This is a genomic window from Roseateles sp. (genome assembly GCF_049240545.1).
GTDB lineage: Bacteria > Pseudomonadota > Gammaproteobacteria > Burkholderiales > Burkholderiaceae_C > Paucibacter_A.
Genome location: NZ_JBMLSK010000334.1, coordinates 62087 through 78441 on the forward strand (window position 1 = coordinate 62087; position 16355 = coordinate 78441).

A 16355-nucleotide genomic window follows, 5' to 3' on the forward strand; every position below is an offset into this window, starting at 1 on the left:
GCGCGAGGCGCCATCAGCGCCCCGAAAGAATCAATGCAAGGTGGCCGGCTCTTCCACCACTTCTTGGATGTCGTGGGCGGTGCCGGGGCTGGCATGGTGCACCACCATGCGCCAGCCAAAGGCGGTCTTCAGATACACGTTGGTGGCAATCACCCAGGCGCTTTGCTGGCCGTCCGCACCTTCGACGATGACGCGCTCCAGCACCTGATGGATGGCGGTTTCGCCGGTGTGGATGCGACGCACCCGCTCAGGCGTGACCGCAATAGCGCCTTGCGCAAACACCACTTCAAAGGCCGCGCGAATCGCGCCCATGCCCACCACGCGAGGCCCGCCGGGGTGGACGCAGGAAATCTCCTCGTCCTCGGCCCAGATGGCCATCAGCCGACTCAAATCGGCCTGCTGCAGCGCTTCGTAAAACTGCGCTTCCGTGTCCTCGGGCGAGGACAGCAGAGCGGCGGCTTGGGCTTTGCTGCGCTGCATTTCAGTGGTGGCTGTGCAGCACTTCGCCGGCCTTGAGCTGATAGACGGTGCCACAGTAGGGGCACTTGCCGCCGCCTTCGTGGGTGACGTCGATGAAGACCTTGGGGTGGCTGCTCCACAAGCTCATCTTGGGGTTGGGGCAGGCCACAACGCCAGGGCCTTGCACGTCGGCGGCGGTGACTTCAACAACAGATTGGGTATTGCTCATCTTGGGCTTTCTTTGCGGGCTAGGGCAGATGCTGAAGCGGTCTCAGACCAGGGTCAGCCAGTGTGCGTACTTGGGGTTGCGGCCATTGACGATGTCAAAGAACGCGGTCTGAATTTTTTCGGTGATGGGGCCGCGCGAACCGGAGCCCAGCTCGATGCGGTCCAGCTCACGGATCGGCGTGACTTCGGCAGCGGTGCCGGTGAAGAAGGCCTCGTCGCAGATATAGACCTCATCGCGGGTGATGCGCTTTTCCACCAGTTTCAGGCCCAGGTCCTGGCAGATGTGGAAGATGGTGTTGCGGGTGATGCCGTTCAGCGCACCAGCCGACAGATCGGGGGTGTAGACCACGCCGTTCTTGATCACGAACAGGTTTTCGCCCGCGCCTTCGGACACAAAGCCCGAGGCGTCCAGCAGCATGGCTTCGTCGTAGCCATCGTCCGTGGCTTCCATATTGGCCAGGATGGAGTTGGTGTAGTTGCTCACTGCCTTGGCCTGCGTCATCGTGATGTTGACGTGGTGGCGGGTGTAGCTGCTGGTCTTGACGCGGATGCCGCGCTTCAGGCCCTCCTCGCCCAGGTAGGCGCCCCAGGCCCAGGCCGCCACCATCAGGTGGATGGTGTTGCCCTTGGGGCTGACGCCGAGCTTCTTGTCGCCGATCCAGGTCAGCGGGCGCAGGTAGCAGCTCTCGAGCTTGTTCTCGCGCACCACCGTCTTCTGGGCCTGCATCACCTCTTCCAGCGTGAAGGGGATCTTCATGCGCAGGATCTTGGCGCTGTTGAACAGCCGCTCGGTGTGCTCGCGCAGGCGGAAGATGGCCGTGCCGTTGGCGGTGTTGTAGGCGCGCACGCCCTCGAAGGCGCCGCAGCCATAGTGCAGGGTGTGGCTCAGCACATGGATCTTGGCGTCGCGCCATTCCACCAGTTCGCCGTCCATCCAAATCTTGCCGTCGCGGTCGTCCAGGGACATGGGGCTCTCCTTGCCTATCTCAATGCTTGTGCTCAAGGGTTTCGGGTGCAGGGCGCATCCCGGCGCCAGGTGGCGCTTCCTGGCTGGCGATTCTAGCGGGGCGCCACTTCGTGACATCTGGGGCATTGGGCGCTAGGGCTTCCGAGAGTTGCGACTTTTGCACGCCGGCGATCCCTCAGGCGCGGGGGTGTCGGCGGGCCACAGTTGTGCGCCGGCCGCTCATAGTGGAGTCATGGCTAGGTTTGAAGCTTCCGGCCCAAACGAGTGGCCATGTCTCATCCCAGAGGAGTGCTGACATGAAGATCCCCGCCCTAACACGCAGCCAACAATTTGCTGCTTCGGCCATTTTGTTGATGTCGATCAGTCTCTCGGTAGCGGCCAAACCGGCTGCAAGCCAGATGACTGCTTGTGGGGCCGGCGACCTGTCCGGCGTGACCTTTTTGGGCTGCAGCGGTTACTTTTCGGGCAATCTGATCAACGGCAACCCCACAGACCAACTCGCGGTGGACGGCTATCTCACGGCCCTGGGCCTGGCCGGAACCGGTGGCGTCTGGGTTGAAAAGATCGAGAACCTGAACGGCAACAGCGTCTTCAACTTCAATACGCCGCTGAACGGCGTGAGCTATCTGGGCATCCACAAGGGTGGCGGGCAAGACCAGGGCACGGCCTTCTACAAGATCAACGCGGGTAGCAATCTCGACACGTTCACCTTCAACCTGGGCAGTTCGTCGAATGCGGCTCAGTATTCGGTGTCGGCCGTGCCGGAGCCGCAGACCTATGGCCTGATGCTGGCCGGTTTGGCCGTGATCGGCTTTCTGGCGCGGCGCCGCTCGGCGCGTTGAACTTGCCGAAGGCTCAGGCCGACTCGACCGGCCGAGTCATGGTCTCGGTATTGGCTTCGGTCTCCGCATCGCTGAAGGACTCGGGTCGCACCAGGCTCCAGCTCTGCACCTTGCCGCCGGCCATCACCACCTCGACCTGAATGCCGCCGGGGTCGATCCAGCCATAGGTCTCGGGCGCATCGCTGAGTTTGCGGCCCAGGCTGCGGGTCAGCGGCAGCAAGTCGATCAGCTTCATGCCCGCTTGCAGCTTGGCGTTCAGCATCACCGCGCTTTCGATATGGCCGACCGGGGCGTCTGAGGCCATGCGCATGATGCGCATCAGCTTGGCGAACTGCAGCAGCAGCCAAAAGACCACGATGGTCAGCGCCAGGATCACGCCCTTCCAGCCATACAGCAGGCCGCCCGAAATCAGCGCGGCCAGGGCCAGCGCACTACCAATCCAAGTATTCATGGGGGCGAATGCTAACTGCCTGCTCGCAACAGGGGGTCGGCGCTGCCGTCCAGATGGTCCCAGCCGTAGTTGCGTTCGACCTTGGCGATGCGCAGCGCGTAATGCTCATACCAATCGGCGCGGCCCTGGTCGCGGGCCGTTTGGTGCTGCCCTTCGCGGCGCCAGGCGGCAATGTCTTGCAGGCTGCGCCAGTAAGAAACGGTGATGCCCAGGCCATCGGCACCGCGCGTGCTTTCAACGCCGAGGTAACCCGGCTGTTGGGCCGCCAGGGTCACCATGCGATCGGCGGTCTCGGCGTAACCGAGTGCCACCGAGTTGCGCTGGCTGGTGAAGATCACCGCGTAATACGGGGTCTCGAACAAGGGCGCGAGGCCGGGGTGTGTGGTGGTGTTGTGGCTGCTCATCAAAGACCTCTCGCCATTTCCATGGCTTCTTCAATCCGTTCGACCGCATGCACGGTCAGGCCCTCGATCGGTTTCTTGGGCGCATTGGCTTTGGGCACGATGGCGACGGAGAAGCCCAGCTTGGCGGCTTCTTTCAGTCGCTCTTGCCCACGCGGTGCCGGCCGAATCTCTCCGGCCAAGCCGATTTCTCCAAAGGCAATAAAGCCCTTGGGCAGCGCGCGTCCGCGCAGCGAACCTTGAATGGCCAGCAGCACCGCCAAGTCGGCTGCCGGCTCGCTGATGCGCACCCCGCCCACCGCATTGATGAACACATCTTGGTCCATGGTGGCCACGCCGGCGTGGCGATGCAGCACCGCCAGCAACATGGCCAGACGGTCCCGGTCCAGGCCCACCGAGAGGCGGCGCGGACTGGGCCCACCGCTGTCCACCAGGGCTTGCAACTCCACCAGCATCGGCCGCGTGCCTTCCAGCGTCACCAGCACGCAACTGCCGGGCACCGGCTCGCCATGGGTGCTCAAAAAGATGGCACTGGGGTTGGCCACGCCCTTCAGACCTTTTTCGGTCATGGCGAAGACGCCGATTTCATTGACCGCGCCGAAGCGGTTCTTGATCGCCCGCACCAGTCGGAAGCTGCTGTGCGTGTCGCCCTCAAAGTACAGCACCGTGTCAACGATGTGCTCCAGCACCCGCGGGCCGGCAATCGCACCTTCTTTGGTGACATGACCGACCAGCACGATAGAACAGCCGCTGGCCTTGGCGGTGCGGGTCAACTGGGCCGCGCATTCGCGCACCTGGGCCACCGAGCCGGGGGCCGAGTTCAGATGCTCGGAGTAGAGGGTCTGGATCGAGTCGATGACGCAAAACGCCGGCTTCTCGGCCTCCAGCGTGGCGAGGATTTTTTCCAGGCTGATCTCGGCCAGCACCCGCACCTTGTTGCCCGCCAAGCCCAGGCGCCGCGAGCGCATGGCGATCTGCGCGCCCGATTCTTCGCCGGTCACATAGAGCACCGGCAGCTTGTGCGAGAGGTCTTCAATCGCCTGCAGCAGCAGTGTGGACTTGCCGATGCCGGGGTCGCCGCCGATCAGCACCACGCCGCCGGCGACGATGCCGCCGCCCAGCACCCGGTCCAGTTCTTCTTGGCCGGTGGGGGTGCGTTCAAAGTCGGTGGCCTCGATCTCGCTCAGCGTGGCGACCGGCTGGCTTTTGGCCAAGGCCTGGTAGCGGTTGTTTTTGCCGCCGGCGCCGGGCGCTTCGGCAATGCCTTCCACCAAGGTGTTCCAGGCGCCGCAACTGGGGCATTTGCCCAGCCATTTGGGGCTGATGCCGCCACAGTCAGAGCAGGTGTAGATCGATTTTTCTTTGGCCATGGGGCGATTGTCCATGGCTCTTGCCGACTCCGCCCCGGCCAACTCGCCGAAGCCGGCTGATTGCCCCTGGCCATGCGCTGTGAAGGGGGACAAGAGACAATGCTCGCAGCTCTTTGTGGAGCGGTCGGAGTCAATCGCATGCAGTTCTCAACTTGGCTGGCCTTTTTCGCCGCCGCCTGGGCCATCAGCCTGTCCCCTGGCGCGGGGGCCATTGCGGCCATGAGCTCGGGCCTGAACCATGGTTTCAAGCGCGGCTACTTCACCACTTTTGGTTTGATCCTGGGCATCCTGACCCAGATCGTCTTGGTGGGCGCCGGTTTGGGCGCTTTGATCGCCACCTCCAGCCTGGGTTTTGCCATCGTCAAATGGCTGGGCGTGGCCTATCTCGTTTACTTGGGCATTCAGCAGTGGCGCGCCCCGGCCACGCCGATGGTGGCGGCCCATGATGAGTCGCGCCAAGTCAGCCGCCGGCAGCTGGTGCTGCGCGGCTGGATGATCAATGCGGTCAATCCCAAGGGCACGGTCTTCCTCTTGGCCGTGGTGCCGCAGTTCCTGAACCTCCAGGGCGACTTGACGCAGCAGTATCTGGTGATTGCCGCCACACTCTGCTTCACCGACTTGGTGGTGATGGCAGGCTACACGGCCTTGGCCGCGCGGGTCTTGTCGGCGCTGCGCTCCAGCCATCACATCCAGATGATGAACCGGACCTTTGGCGCCCTTTTTGTTGCCGCCGGCGCCTTGCTGGCTACTTTCAAACGTGGCGTCTGAATTGCTGGCCACTTTCAAACGTGGCGTCTGAATTGCTGGCCCCCTTGGTTCAAGGACAGATCCTCATGCCCATCGTTCCCTTGTTTGCAGCCATTTTGGCCTTGCTGTTTTTCGCTCTCAGTGTGCGAACGCTGCGCTTGCGGCATCGGCTGAAGATCGGTCTCGGCGATGCGGGCAATAGCGAAATGCTGCGCGCGGTGCGGGTGCACTCGAACTTTGCTGAATATGTGCCCCTCACGCTCTTGCTCTTGTTTTTTGCCGAGAGCCTGGGGGCGCCGGCTTGGGCGATGCTGGGCTTGTGTTCGCTCTTGCTGCTGGGCCGCTGCTCGCATGCTTACGGCGTCAGCCAGCCGCGCGAGAACTACAACTTCCGCATCGCTGGCATGGCCATGACCTTCGCTGCCCTCTTGGCCTCAGCAGCCTATGTCTTTTGGGCCTATGGCCTGAGCCTGTTAGGCTGAAGCGGCATTCGAGTTCCCGCCGCAGCGGCTTTTCTTCTTTTCTCTGACAAACGCCTGAGACAGGCGTTTTTTGTTTTTTATGCCCACCATTTCTACTCGCTGGCTGTTCTGGGGCCCAACGCTGATCTGGGCCAGCACCTGGCATGTGATCCTGTACCAACTGGACAGCGGGGTGCCGGTGCTTAACTCAGTGGCTTGGCGTTTTGCCATCGCGGCCTTGCTCTTGCTGGGGCTGGCCCTGTGGCGGCGCGAGTCGATGAAGATGCCCGCCTCGGCCCATCTCTTGATGCTGGCCACCGGCATCGTGCAGTACAGCGGCAACTACTACTCGGTCTATGAGGCCGAGCGCCACATTCCTTCGGGTTTGGTGGCGGTCTTGTTCTGTTTGATGGTGTTTGGCAATGCGCTGAGCGGTCGGGTGTTTTTCGGGCAGAAAGTGACGCGTCGCTTTTTGCTGGCCGCCAGCGGTGGGGTGCTGGGCGTCGTGATGATTTTTTGGCCCGAGATTGCCGCGACCGGGGCGCGGCCATCGGCGGCCCTGGGCTTGAGTTTGGGCCTGCTGGCGGTCTTGGCGGCCTGCATCGGCAATGTGCTGACCTTGACGCTGACCCGTCGCGGCCTGGCCTTGGTGCCCATCCTGGCCTGGAGCATGGGCTATGGCTCGGCGTTTCTGCTCTTGATGTCGCTGCTCAGCGGCCAGGGACTGCACTTTGATTGGCGCGCGCCCTATGTCTTGAGCCTGCTGTACCTGGCGGTGTTCGGCTCGGTGATGGCCTTCGTGCTCTATTTCAAACTGGCCCAGTTGCAAGGGCCGGCCCGCGCCGCGCTGACCGGCGTGGTCATTCCTGTCATCGCTTTGGGGATCTCGGCTACCTTGGAGGGCTGGGTGCCCAGCCTGCTGTCGGTGGCCGGCATGGGCTTGTGCCTGGGCAGCATCTATTGGGCGACCCGCCCCAGTTGATTCAAGGGGTGGCGTCCTTGGGCGCCGTGCGTGGCAGGGTCAGCGTGAACGTGGTGCCGACACCGAGTGTGCTTTGCAAGTCGATCTCGCCGCCCAGCACATTGCGCACCATGTGGTAGACCAGATGCAAGCCCAGGCCGCTGCCGCCCTGGCCAAAGCGTGTGGTGAAGAAGGGCTTGAACACCTGATCCAAATGCTCGGGCGGAATGCCTTGGCCGTTGTCGCTGATGGTGATCACCACCCGCTCGGCATCAGCGGCTTGCAAGCGAATCTCGATACGTCCCCCGGGCTGACCCTCAAAGCCATGCACCGCAGAGTTTTGCACCAGATTGGTCAGGACCTGACCAAAAGGGCCGGGATAGCTGTCCAGCTTGAGGTCTTCGGGCAACTCGATCAGCACCTCATGCTGCTGGGCCTTGAGCGCAAAGTGCAGCAGGTGCACCACTTCCTCGGTGACTTGCTTGAGCCCAAAAGGTCGTCGTTGCAGGCTGGAGCTGTCCACCGCCACTTGCTTGAAATCCTGCACCAAGCCGGCGCTGCGGCGAACATTGCCGAGCGCCAAGTCCAGCGAGGCCGCCGCCGTGTCCAGCGCTGCAAGCAGCTCGCTGCGGCGCACCGGTCCCCCGTCTAGCATCAAACGGGCTTGGCCCACGGCGCCGACAGCGGTGTCGGTGGCCATCAAGGCATTGCCGATGGGCGTGTTCAGCTCATGCGAAACGCCCGCCACCAGGGAGCCCAGTCCCGCCAGCGTCTCCCGCTGGACCAGTTCTTCTTGCGCCTGCTGCAGCGCCGCCGTACGTTCCCGAACCCGGGCTTCGAGGGAGATGTTCAGCAGCCGCACCTCTTCCTCGGCCTGCCGGCGCTCCTTGACCTCAGCTTCTAGGGCGCGCAGAGCGGCTTGTTCCTGGCGGCGGTGGGCGGCCAGTTCGGCGGCCATGGTGTCAAACGCCTGATTCAAACGGTGCAGGTCGCGGGAGGACTGTGGCGGCAGCGCCTCGGGCTCCTCGCCTCGCAGCACGCGCACAGCCAAAGCCTCGGTGGACACCGTGACCGCATTCAAGGGCTGCTGCAGACGCCGGCGAATCACGCCGCGCAAGAGCCACAAGGTCAATATCAGCGTGCCGCCGCCCAGCGCCAACATGATGCCGACCAACTGCTCAAGCAAGGCCTCGACCTTCGACTGCGGCAAGACCTGGACCGACCACCAACCGGGCCCCTGGATCGGCGCCCAGACCAACTGATAGCGCCCATCGGCCGTGCGCGCGCTGTAGGTTCCAGCCTCGGCTTGGCTGATCAGCGCATAGGCCGCACTCAGCAGCGGGTCCTTCAATTCCATCAGCGACAACTGACCCTGAGCCGCCGCGATGCGTTCGCGCAACTCGGGATGCGCGATCAAATGGCCATCGCGGCTGATGATCATGGAGATTGCATCCAAGGGGGCCTTGGCCTCGGCGATTTGCTTGAGCATGCCGTCGATGGTGATGTCGTGCCCCAGGGTGCCGACCCATCGGCCCCGCCAGTCCAGGGGCTGGATCACCGACACCATCCAGGCCTTGGCTTCGTCGTCAAAGTAGACCGGGGTCCAAAACACCTGGCGCCTTGGGTTGCGCACCGGATCGGATCCGGTCATGGTCGGGTAGTTGAAGTTGTCGGTCGCCGTTGTGGCGCCCTTGCCCCAGTCAATGCCTGGGGAGAAGACCATCAGGCCTTTTTCGACAAAGTCCGTGTAGGCCGAGAAGTAGGGCGGCACCAGGGCCGGGCCTTGTTCGGCCAGCAGTTGATAGCTCACCACGGCGCGACGGCGTACCGAGGCATCAGGCCCCGAACTGCCGTGCTGCAGGTAGAAGGTCGGCGCACGCTGCGTGTCAATCTGCTCGGGCTTGATGCGCCACAGGCCATCGGCCTGACGCTCGAACAATTGCTGGAAGCGCTGCTCAATCTCCGCATCCTTGGGCAAGTCGATGCGGTGCAACCATTCCTGGGCCAGCCGCTTGACGCTGTCCTGCGCCTGCAAAAAGCTACGCCCCTGTTCGGCCGCCTGCGAAGCGACGCTGCGCTGCATGATGGGCGGCACCGTTTGATCGGCCAAGCGCGCAATCAAGACATAGGCAATCCCGGCCAATGACAAAAGCATCAAAACAACCAAGGCGCTCAACTGCGTGAGCAGTTGGCGGGAAAGCGACTGTTGACGAAAGGCGCTGAGCCATGAGTTCATGCAGCGGGCTCGGTCTGGGTTGACGGTGTGGGCCACGGGCTTGGGCGCCCGTTGCCATGCTAACGCGGGAACGCGAGATCCCTGGTCAAGCCTTGCTTGTTCTTGAGCTGTGAGATGATGTCTGACCCCACTGTGAATGAGGCCGTGCCGTTTAGAGTGTTGCTTGATAGTGCTGCCGCCAGAAGCTGGCTTTTGGCCGAGTCAAGTGGGCAAGGGGTAAGCTGTAGGAGCCGCGCCCAACTCAGGCTCGTGGCTTGTTCTGTTGGCGGCTGAGGAACATTTCGATAGGGCCGGTACAGGCCTTGCTAAACATAGGGGGGCTTATGTCTTGGATGCGAAACGGGTCACTTGCTTGGGGCGCCATGTGTGCGCTTGTCTTGGGTGCGGTTTGGGTCGTGGATCGATCGTTCGTGACCGAGCCGGCTGTCCAGGCGGAGCCCCTTCAGGCGGCGCCCGAGCCTTCCATAGCCTCGACCCGCATCGCTGAGCCCGTCTCGCGCCCTGCCTCGGCGGTACAGACCGTGACGGACGCCCAAACGCGACAGTGGCGCGAATTGTTTGCCGGTCAGCCGGGTTTGCGGGCTTTGCAAGTGAAAGCGGGCGAAAGTTTGCGGCCCATCTGGACCTTGGCCAGGGCCATGCCGGAGCAAGGTGGCTTTTGGGTCGCGCAGCGCTTGGGCGAGGTATGCGAGTTCTCCAGTCAGTTGAGTCAGCGACCCGAGATCAGGAACGCTGCGCAAGGCCCGCATCAACAGCAATTGCAGCAGCGCAGTGAGATGGCGCACAGCCGCTTGCAGGCCAGCTGCAATCAAATGCTCGATAGCGAGTTCGGCAAGCCCGTGTTGAAACCGTTCTTGACGGAGCTGCTCAAAGACGGCGCCGCGCAGAAAGACCCCTATCTGGCGGCCGCCAATCCCAAAGTTCACTTGATCGACCTTTCGGTCGAAGAGCAGCGCAAAGTCATCAAAAACATCTTGGACTTCCCCTCCGAGTCTTCAGTCTTTCGACTGTTTCAGCTGTCGGTTCAGGGCCAGTGGTTTGAAGGCCAGCGCTACCCTTACCGCAAGGACGAATCGACTTTTTCTGGCTCAAGTGCAGAGATTTCCGTCGCCGAGGATTTCGTCCCCTGCATTCTTGAGAACCGCTGCCAGGACCGCGACAGTTTGCGCTGGGCCATGCGCTGCGCCATGCACACCGACTACTGCGGGGATGATCCCTTGGAGGCGATTCTGGCCAGAGAGTTGGCGGGACGAGGGGTGCCCAATCCAGAACAGGCCGCGCTGTCGGTGTTGAATCTGAGCCAGCGTATCGCGCAGGCGATTGCCAGCAAGGATGTGGAGAAGTTCGTCCGCCCGACCCCAGCCCCCTGAGCCCCAGCGTTTGAAGCCGGATGCATCAGGGGGGCAGCGAAGCTGATGCGCATCAGCAGGCCTCAGTTCGGAATCTGCACCCTTGGCAGCGCCCGCGTTGGCACCAAGGCCCAGAGCAGCGCGTAGACCACCAGGCTGATGCCATGGCAGGGCAGCAAGAGGACGAAGATCAGGCGCCAGATCCATGAGGCCGTGCCGCTGATCTCACTCAGCCCACCGCAGACGCCGCCCAGCCAGCGGTCTTCGCGGCTGCGCTGCAAGCCGTTCAGCGCGCCACCCAGACCGGTGGGTCGAGGCGCGTTCGCTGTGCCGGCTTGCGAGCCCGCATCGGCGGCTTCTCCCAGCAAACGGGCCTTGGCGCGGCTGAATTCCTCATCGCTCAGGTGGCCGCGTTGATGCAACTCGGCCAGACGTTCGAATTCGGTGCTGAATGACATAGGGACTCCTTGCCGACAGGGGAAACAGGTCTGTCTTGCAGGCAAGTGTGCCGATCGCAGAGCAGTGACGCCAACCGTCTGCGATGAACTGCAGCAGGGGCAGCATGGTCGGTTCAGATCAGGGTATTCCCTGGAGTGTTGGTCTCTGACTCACTCACTGACTCGGCCGCGTCCGGCTTTGACATGGCTGCGGATCGCCTTGCCCTCCAGTCGGCGCATCTTGGATCCCCAGGTCGGCTTGGTCGCGCGGCGGGCTTTCGGCGTGTGGGCCACGCTTTGCACCAGTTCGACCAGGCGGCTGACCGCGTCGGCGCGGTTGGCCTCCTGGCTGCGTGATTCCTGGGCCTTGATGACGATCACCCCGTCCAAGGTCAGGCGCTGATCCGACAGGGCCAGCAAACGCTCCTTGATGACCGGTGGCAGCGTCGAGCGCCGGATGTCAAAGCGCAGATGCACCGCGCTGGAGACCTTGTTGACGTTTTGCCCGCCCGGGCCGCTGGCGCGGATGAAGCTGAAGTCCAGCTCCCAGTCGGCCGGGGTCCAGTGCAGGTTCACCGCTCAGGCCCTTGGTCGGGTGGGCGTCAGGCCCCTGAGGCTCATCCGGCGATCGGCTCGACGATCACCGGCACCCGCTTGGCCAGCGCGCACATCAGCTCATAGCCGATGGTGCCGGCGGCCTGGGCCACCTCATCGATGGGCAAGACCTGACCCTTGGGGCCGCGGCCCCAAAGCGTCACCTCGCTGCCAAAGCCGGCGCTGGCGGGCAGGGCGCTCAGATCGACCGCCAACATATCCATCGACACCCGTCCGACGGTGGTGGTGCGTTGGCCGTCCACCAGGATCGGTGAGCCGCTGGGCACATGGCGCGGGTAGCCGTCGGCATAACCGCAGGCGACGATGCCGATGCGCATGGGCTTGCTGGCGGTAAAGCTGCTGCCGTAGCCCACGGTGTCTCCGGGCTGCAGATGCTGGATGCCAATGATCTTGGAGCGCAGCGTCATGCCGGGGCGCAGGTCCCAATGCTCGGGGCCATGCTCCGGGTAGTCGGGCACGCCACCGTAAGTCATGATGCCGGCGCGCACCCAGTCGCTGTTCACACGCGCCGTGTGGCGCAGGGTGGCGGCGCTGTTCGACACCGTGCGTTCGCCGGGCAGGTCGGCGCAGACCTGGTTGAAGATGTCCAACTGGTGCTGGATGCCATCTTTGCCGAAGCGCAGCGAGTCGGCGTCCGAGAAATGCGTCATCAGCGAGATTTCGTCAACCTGGGGCAGGGCGTTCAGCCGGGTCCAGGCGGCGCGGAAGGCCTGCGGCGCAAAGCCGAGCCGGTTCATGCCGCTGTTCAATTTGAGGAACACGCGGTGCGGCTCGTGCGTTTTGTGCATGGCCAGCCAGTCGATCTGCTGTTCGCAATGCACCGCATGCCAGAGCTTGAGCCGCGAGCAGAGTTCCAGGTCGCGGGTTTCGAAGCAGCCTTCCAGCAGCAGAATCGGGCCGCGCCAGCCAAGCGCGCGGATGCGCTGCGCTTCGTCCAGGTCCAACAGCGCAAAGCCATCGGCGGCGCGCAGGCCTTCGTAAACATTCTCGATCCCATGGCCGTAGGCATTCGCCTTGACGACGGCCCAGACCTGCGCATCCGGTGCGCAAGCGCGCGCGCGGGCCAGGTTGTGGGCCAGGTTGGGAACGTGGATCAGGGCTTCAATAGGACGTGGCATGGGCCGAATTGTGGCACCGCCCTGGGGCACTGGCGTGACTTCAGCCAAACCCGCGCAAGCCCTGCATGCTATAAACCCGGCGCAGCGCTTGTTGTGAGCCCGGTCTCCAGCAGCCCCCGCAAGGGTGCCGGCGCGAATCTCTCGCAGTATCGATTGGGTTCATGAAAAAAGGCTTTTCCACCATCATGTCAGCGCAGTTCTTCAGCTCGCTGGCTGATCAGGCTTTGCTGGTCGGAGCGATCGAACTGCTCAAGAGCACCGGCTCGCCGGCCTGGCAGATTCCGGCACTTGCGCCGATGTTTGCCTTGTTTTACGTGGTGTTGGCGCCCTTTGTGGGGGCTTTTGCCGATGCGATCCCCAAGGGCAAGGTCATGTTCTATTCGAACTTGATCAAGATTGCCGGCTGTTTGATGATGCTCTTTGGCACCCATCCGCTGTTGGCCTATGCGGTGGTGGGTTTTGGGGCCGCGGCGTATTCGCCCGCCAAGTACGGCATCTTGACGGAGTTGCTGCCGCCCTCGCAACTGGTCAAGGCCAATGGTTGGATGGAAGGCTTGACGATTGCTTCCGTCGTTCTGGGCATCTTGCTCGGCGGCCAATTGGTTGGCCCGCATCTGGCACCTTTGCTGCTGGGACTGGATTTGCCCTTTATTGATACCGGCATCAACACGCCGCCGGAGGCCGCGATCGCCAGCATCGTCCTCCTGTACATCGTCGCGGCGATCTTCAATCTCTACATTCCCCGCACCGATGCGCCGCTGCAGCCGCTGGGCCATGGGCTGGTCGGTCTGGTGCGTGACTTTGCCGATTGCAACTCACGCCTGTGGAAAGACAAGCTGGGCCAGATCTCGCTCGCGACGACCACGCTGTTCTGGGGTGTGTCCGGCAATATGCGCATCATCGTCTTCCCCTGGGCGGCCGTGGCCTTGGGCTACACGACCACTCAGGCGTCCAATTTGGCGGGCGTGGTGGCGATTGGCACGGTGGCCGGTGCGGTGATTGCGGCTTCCATCATGCGGCTGGATGGGGCCACCAAGGTGATCCCCTTGGGCATCGGCATCGGTGTTTTGGTGGTCGGCCTCAATCTGGTGACCAATGTTTGGGTGGCGGTGCCCTTCTTGGTGGTCTTGGGCCTGATCGGTGGTTTCTTGGTGGTGCCGATGAATGCCCTGTTGCAGCACCGCGGCCACAACCTGATGGGCGCGGGCCGCTCCATCGCGGTGCAAAACTTCAATGAGCAGGCTTGCATCCTGGGGCTGGGCGCGCTCTACACCGGCATGGCGAAATTTGGTTTCTCCACCTTCACGGCGATTGCCATCTTCGGCCTGATCGTGGCCCTGACCATGTACTGGGTCTACCGCTGGCACCAGAGCAATCTGAAACACCACGGCGCTGAAGTGGAGCGGTTGCAGGCCTTGGCCCGCTGTGACGATTGCCATTGAGCGGGTCGCGGTTTGAATGAAAAAACGGCGGGAGAGCTTTTCAAGCCTCCCGCCGTTTTCATTCTTGCGTCGCTGGGGATCGTTCAGCCCTTACGGCGGCCGCTGCTGGGTTCGACATGTTTGACGCCATTCAGCACATCTTCGATGTTCTCTGACCAGGCGCGGGCGATTTTGAAGCAGCCGCTGTGGTTCAAGTGGATCTCGTTGTGCCAGTCGCCGCTGCTGCCGCTGGAGCCCGGGGTGGCCGGTGCCAAAGGCACGGCGGTGGAGTCGAACACATGCAAGCCGGGGAACTGCTCCTTGTCGGCCGCCATGCTCTTGAGCAACAAGGCCAGATGGAAGACCATCAGTCGGCTGACCGCCGCCCAATCGGCCGCGGGCAGGGCGCAGGCCTTCAAGGCCGGGTAGAGCCAGGGGCCGCTGGCACCGAACCCGGCGTCTTCAGCGCCGGCGGGGCGTGGCATGGGCACGGCGTAGCAGTGCATGAAGACCGGCTTGCCGGCCGAGGGCCCTTGGTCGCGCAGCGTCAGCAGGTGCCGCACATTGGTGCGCAAATAGTCGCTGTAGGTGGCCCAGCCCGGCTCTGAGAAGTAACGCGCGACCCCAGCCGAAGGTGGACCCCACTCGGTTTGTCGGCGCAGCAGTCGCAGGTGCAGCGGCACATCTTGCCCATCGGCGGTGTGCGCCGGGGTTTGCGCGGCCGCAATCAAGTCATTGCCACCGACCGACAAGAGAATGCCGTCCCAGGTGGGCGCTTCGTCGCTGCTGAGCAGGCGCACGAAGTCGGGGGCGGACTCCAGATCCACCATATGGCTCAGCGCTTCGCCGGATCCGGCGCAATTGATGGCGCAAACGGGCTGTTTGAACACCATTTCTTGCAGCAAATTGGCATGCGCATTCAGTTTCGCGGCTGCCGTTGAAAACCAGGAATCTCCCTGTGCCAGCAGGCGCCAGCGGAAGTTGCTCAGGTCGGGTGCCGGCGCGGACGCCAGGTCCTCCGGGGTAAAGCAGGCCAGATGATCCAAGAGAGACTCTCCCTTTTTTGCAAAAAGCGACAAGCGTTGCGGAAGCCGTGCGAAAACCAATGCGGAACTTGCGTTCGCGCGCCGCGCAAGCCTATCTCAAAACTGAGCCTTGTAGTCCTGGGTCGTCAGTTTTCACCATGCTATAAACCCTGGGATTTTGCCGATCCGTTGCGCTTTATCTGCGCCTGTATGGGGTCAGGTCTTGCCCGCGCCGCAGCGAACTTGCCAGCGCTGCGCCAAGTGGCTCATGGTTGAGCCTCGCGGCTTTGTCACAAACGGAGGACGAGTCCTTCTTCTTGGCGCAGGCGCTGCGCATCCTGTTCCGCTCTTGCCCGGCCTCTCAATGCCTATGCCCGTTCTTGCCCTGATGTTCAATGCCCTGGTTTGGGGGCTCTCCTGGTGGCCGTTCAGGCAGTTCGCAGATGCCGGCTTGCATCCCTTGTGGACCACCGTCACCTTGTACATCCTGTCCCTGCTGGTGATCAGCATGAGCCAGTGGCGGGCCTGGCGTGAGTTTTTGGCGACGCCCTCACTGTGGCTGATCATGCTGGCCGCCGGCGTGACCAATACGGCGTTCAACTGGGGGGTCGCGCTCGGCGACGTGGTGCGCGTGGTGCTGCTGTTCTATCTGATGCCCCTGTGGGCGGTGTTGTTGGCGCGCCTGATCCTGGGTGAGCGACTGACCGCACTGGCGGGCCTGCGTATGGTGTTGGCGCTCAGTGGTGCCGCCATCGTGCTGGCGCCCGAAGGCGGGGGGCTGCCCTGGCCATCCAGCCTGGCTGACGGTCTGGGCCTGCTGGGCGGTTTCACCTTCGCCTTGAACAATGTGATGCTGCGCCGCGAGGCGCACCGGGGGGCTCATGCGCGTGCACTGGCCATGTTCAGCGGTGGCGTGCTGGTGGCGGGTGTGTCGGCGACCTTGATGGCAGGATTCGGCCAGGTCGCGTGGCCCAGCCTGCCGGGGGCGATCTGGTTCTTGCCCCTGGCCGGTATGGCGGTGCTGTTCTTTCTGTCGAACCTGTCGCTGCAATATGGCGCCGGGCGACTGCCGGCCAATGTGACTGCCATCGTGATGTTGACCGAGGTGCCGGTGGCTGCGGTCTCGGCGATCTGGCTCGGTGGCGGCCATCTAGACCTGAAGACCGGCTTGGGCGGCGTCTGCATTCTGGCTGCGGCGCTGCTGGCGGCCCTAGAGCGGCAGAAAAACGCGCAGGGGGCTACCATCGCTGCCTGATCTCAAAGGACT

Annotated in this window: 17 protein-coding genes and 1 pseudogene; 7 read left to right on the plus strand and 11 right to left on the minus strand. The window is 63.2% G+C overall.

From position 1 onward, the window contains the following. Window positions 1-30 precede the first annotated feature (30 nt). From ACOVRJ_RS20725 to ACOVRJ_RS20735, 3 genes are read right to left on the minus strand one after another with little or no spacing between them, the layout of a single operon-like run. Window positions 31-480 carry a YybH family protein gene (locus tag ACOVRJ_RS20725; protein WP_263538718.1) on the minus strand — a complete coding sequence of 150 codons (450 nt, stop codon included), beginning with the start codon at window positions 478-480 and terminating at the stop codon, window positions 31-33. A 1-nt stretch (window position 481) separates the two neighbouring features. Continuing rightward, the gene (locus tag ACOVRJ_RS20730; protein WP_263538719.1) at window positions 482-688 is read right to left on the minus strand and encodes a zinc-finger domain-containing protein; all 207 of its coding nucleotides are present in this window, start codon (window positions 686-688) and stop codon (window positions 482-484) included. 42 nt (window positions 689-730) lie between these two features. Then, complete coding sequence (locus ACOVRJ_RS20735) at window positions 731-1654, minus strand: branched-chain amino acid transaminase (RefSeq protein ID WP_422045715.1); 924 nt, start codon at window positions 1652-1654, stop codon at window positions 731-733. Between the two features lie 746 nt (window positions 1655-2400). Here ACOVRJ_RS20735 and ACOVRJ_RS20740 point away from each other — a divergent pair. Further along, window positions 2401-2496, plus strand: a pseudogene (locus tag ACOVRJ_RS20740) (FxDxF family PEP-CTERM protein); the annotation flags it as partial. Window positions 2497-2509: 13 nt separating this feature from the next. On the opposite strand, the gene ACOVRJ_RS20745 reads toward ACOVRJ_RS20740, so the two are convergent. From ACOVRJ_RS20745 to radA, 3 genes are read right to left on the minus strand one after another with little or no spacing between them, the layout of a single operon-like run. Next, window positions 2510-2947, minus strand: a complete 438-nt coding sequence (locus ACOVRJ_RS20745) for a hypothetical protein (RefSeq protein WP_422045716.1) — start codon at window positions 2945-2947, stop codon at window positions 2510-2512. An 11-nt stretch (window positions 2948-2958) separates the two neighbouring features. Beyond that, window positions 2959-3351, minus strand: coding sequence for an antibiotic biosynthesis monooxygenase family protein (locus ACOVRJ_RS20750; protein ID WP_422045717.1), 393 nt, complete (start codon window positions 3349-3351; stop codon window positions 2959-2961). Further along, complete coding sequence (radA, locus tag ACOVRJ_RS20755; protein ID WP_422045718.1) at window positions 3351-4718, minus strand: DNA repair protein RadA; 1368 nt, start codon at window positions 4716-4718, stop codon at window positions 3351-3353. Before radA ends, ACOVRJ_RS20750 begins: the two co-directional genes overlap by 1 nt. Window positions 4719-4856: 138 nt before the next feature. Here radA and ACOVRJ_RS20760 point away from each other — a divergent pair, with 138 nt between their 5' ends. The 3 genes from ACOVRJ_RS20760 (at window position 4857) to ACOVRJ_RS20770 (ending at window position 6908) form a co-directional block, all read left to right on the plus strand. Then, window positions 4857-5486, plus strand: a complete 630-nt coding sequence (locus tag ACOVRJ_RS20760; RefSeq protein WP_422045719.1) for a LysE family transporter — start codon at window positions 4857-4859, stop codon at window positions 5484-5486. 65 nt (window positions 5487-5551) lie between these two features. Continuing rightward, window positions 5552-5947, plus strand: a complete 396-nt coding sequence (locus ACOVRJ_RS20765) for an MAPEG family protein (RefSeq protein ID WP_422045720.1) — start codon at window positions 5552-5554, stop codon at window positions 5945-5947. Between the two features lie 79 nt (window positions 5948-6026). After that, complete coding sequence (locus tag ACOVRJ_RS20770) at window positions 6027-6908, plus strand: DMT family transporter (protein ID WP_422045721.1); 882 nt, start codon at window positions 6027-6029, stop codon at window positions 6906-6908. A gap of 1 nt (window position 6909) precedes the next feature. On the opposite strand, the gene ACOVRJ_RS20775 is transcribed toward ACOVRJ_RS20770, so the two are convergent. Beyond that, on the minus strand, window positions 6910-9123 hold the full coding sequence (locus ACOVRJ_RS20775; protein ID WP_422045722.1) for a sensor histidine kinase: 2214 nt from the start codon (window positions 9121-9123) through the stop codon (window positions 6910-6912). A 521-nt stretch (window positions 9124-9644) separates the two neighbouring features. Between ACOVRJ_RS20775 and ACOVRJ_RS20780 the strand changes: the two genes are divergently transcribed. Continuing rightward, window positions 9645-10493 carry a hypothetical protein gene (locus ACOVRJ_RS20780; RefSeq protein WP_422045723.1) on the plus strand — a complete coding sequence of 283 codons (849 nt, stop codon included), beginning with the start codon at window positions 9645-9647 and terminating at the stop codon, window positions 10491-10493. A 62-nt stretch (window positions 10494-10555) separates the two neighbouring features. Here the strand turns inward: ACOVRJ_RS20780 and ACOVRJ_RS20785 are convergent, their stop codons facing one another. The 3 genes from ACOVRJ_RS20785 to alr all read right to left on the minus strand — a co-directional run bounded on the left by ACOVRJ_RS20785 (window position 10556) and on the right by alr (window position 12642). Next, complete coding sequence (locus ACOVRJ_RS20785; RefSeq protein ID WP_422045724.1) at window positions 10556-10930, minus strand: PspC domain-containing protein; 375 nt, start codon at window positions 10928-10930, stop codon at window positions 10556-10558. 150 nt (window positions 10931-11080) lie between these two features. Continuing rightward, complete coding sequence (gene arfB / locus ACOVRJ_RS20790) at window positions 11081-11485, minus strand: alternative ribosome rescue aminoacyl-tRNA hydrolase ArfB (RefSeq protein WP_422045725.1); 405 nt, start codon at window positions 11483-11485, stop codon at window positions 11081-11083. Between the two features lie 41 nt (window positions 11486-11526). After that, window positions 11527-12642, minus strand: a complete 1116-nt coding sequence (alr, locus tag ACOVRJ_RS20795; protein WP_422045726.1) for an alanine racemase — start codon at window positions 12640-12642, stop codon at window positions 11527-11529. Between the two features lie 161 nt (window positions 12643-12803). On the opposite strand from alr, the gene lplT reads away from it, so the two are divergent. Continuing rightward, complete coding sequence (gene lplT, locus ACOVRJ_RS20800) at window positions 12804-14084, plus strand: lysophospholipid transporter LplT (RefSeq protein ID WP_422045727.1); 1281 nt, start codon at window positions 12804-12806, stop codon at window positions 14082-14084. Between the two features lie 83 nt (window positions 14085-14167). Here lplT and ACOVRJ_RS20805 read toward each other — a convergent pair whose 3' ends face one another. Next, window positions 14168-15109: a hypothetical protein gene (locus ACOVRJ_RS20805; protein ID WP_422045728.1), complete on the minus strand. Its 942-nt coding sequence runs from the start codon at window positions 15107-15109 to the stop codon at window positions 14168-14170. 349 nt (window positions 15110-15458) lie between these two features. On the opposite strand from ACOVRJ_RS20805, the gene ACOVRJ_RS20810 reads away from it, so the two are divergent. Continuing rightward, window positions 15459-16343, plus strand: coding sequence for a DMT family transporter (locus tag ACOVRJ_RS20810; protein ID WP_422045729.1), 885 nt, complete (start codon window positions 15459-15461; stop codon window positions 16341-16343). Window positions 16344-16355 lie beyond the last annotated feature (12 nt).

Excerpts from the sequence above, each read along its gene's own strand:
- ACOVRJ_RS20725 (WP_263538718.1), bottom strand. The coding sequence starts at position 480 with ATGCAGCGCAGCAAAGCCCAAGCCGCCGCTCTGCTGTCCTCGCCCGAG.
- ACOVRJ_RS20730 (WP_263538719.1), bottom strand. The coding sequence starts at position 688 with ATGAGCAATACCCAATCTGTTGTTGAAGTCACCGCCGCCGACGTGCAA.
- ACOVRJ_RS20735 (WP_422045715.1), bottom strand. The coding sequence starts at position 1,654 with ATGTCCCTGGACGACCGCGACGGCAAGATTTGGATGGACGGCGAACTG.
- ACOVRJ_RS20745 (WP_422045716.1), bottom strand. The coding sequence starts at position 2,947 with ATGAATACTTGGATTGGTAGTGCGCTGGCCCTGGCCGCGCTGATTTCG.
- ACOVRJ_RS20750 (WP_422045717.1), bottom strand. The coding sequence starts at position 3,351 with ATGAGCAGCCACAACACCACCACACACCCCGGCCTCGCGCCCTTGTTC.
- radA (WP_422045718.1), bottom strand. The coding sequence starts at position 4,718 with ATGGCCAAAGAAAAATCGATCTACACCTGCTCTGACTGTGGCGGCATC.
- ACOVRJ_RS20760 (WP_422045719.1), top strand. The coding sequence starts at position 4,857 with ATGCAGTTCTCAACTTGGCTGGCCTTTTTCGCCGCCGCCTGGGCCATC.
- ACOVRJ_RS20765 (WP_422045720.1), top strand. The coding sequence starts at position 5,552 with ATGCCCATCGTTCCCTTGTTTGCAGCCATTTTGGCCTTGCTGTTTTTC.
- ACOVRJ_RS20770 (WP_422045721.1), top strand. The coding sequence starts at position 6,027 with ATGCCCACCATTTCTACTCGCTGGCTGTTCTGGGGCCCAACGCTGATC.
- ACOVRJ_RS20775 (WP_422045722.1), bottom strand. The coding sequence starts at position 9,123 with ATGAACTCATGGCTCAGCGCCTTTCGTCAACAGTCGCTTTCCCGCCAA.
- ACOVRJ_RS20785 (WP_422045724.1), bottom strand. The coding sequence starts at position 10,930 with ATGTCATTCAGCACCGAATTCGAACGTCTGGCCGAGTTGCATCAACGC.
- alr (WP_422045726.1), bottom strand. The coding sequence starts at position 12,642 with ATGCCACGTCCTATTGAAGCCCTGATCCACGTTCCCAACCTGGCCCAC.
- lplT (WP_422045727.1), top strand. The coding sequence starts at position 12,804 with ATGAAAAAAGGCTTTTCCACCATCATGTCAGCGCAGTTCTTCAGCTCG.
- ACOVRJ_RS20810 (WP_422045729.1), top strand. The coding sequence starts at position 15,459 with ATGCCCGTTCTTGCCCTGATGTTCAATGCCCTGGTTTGGGGGCTCTCC.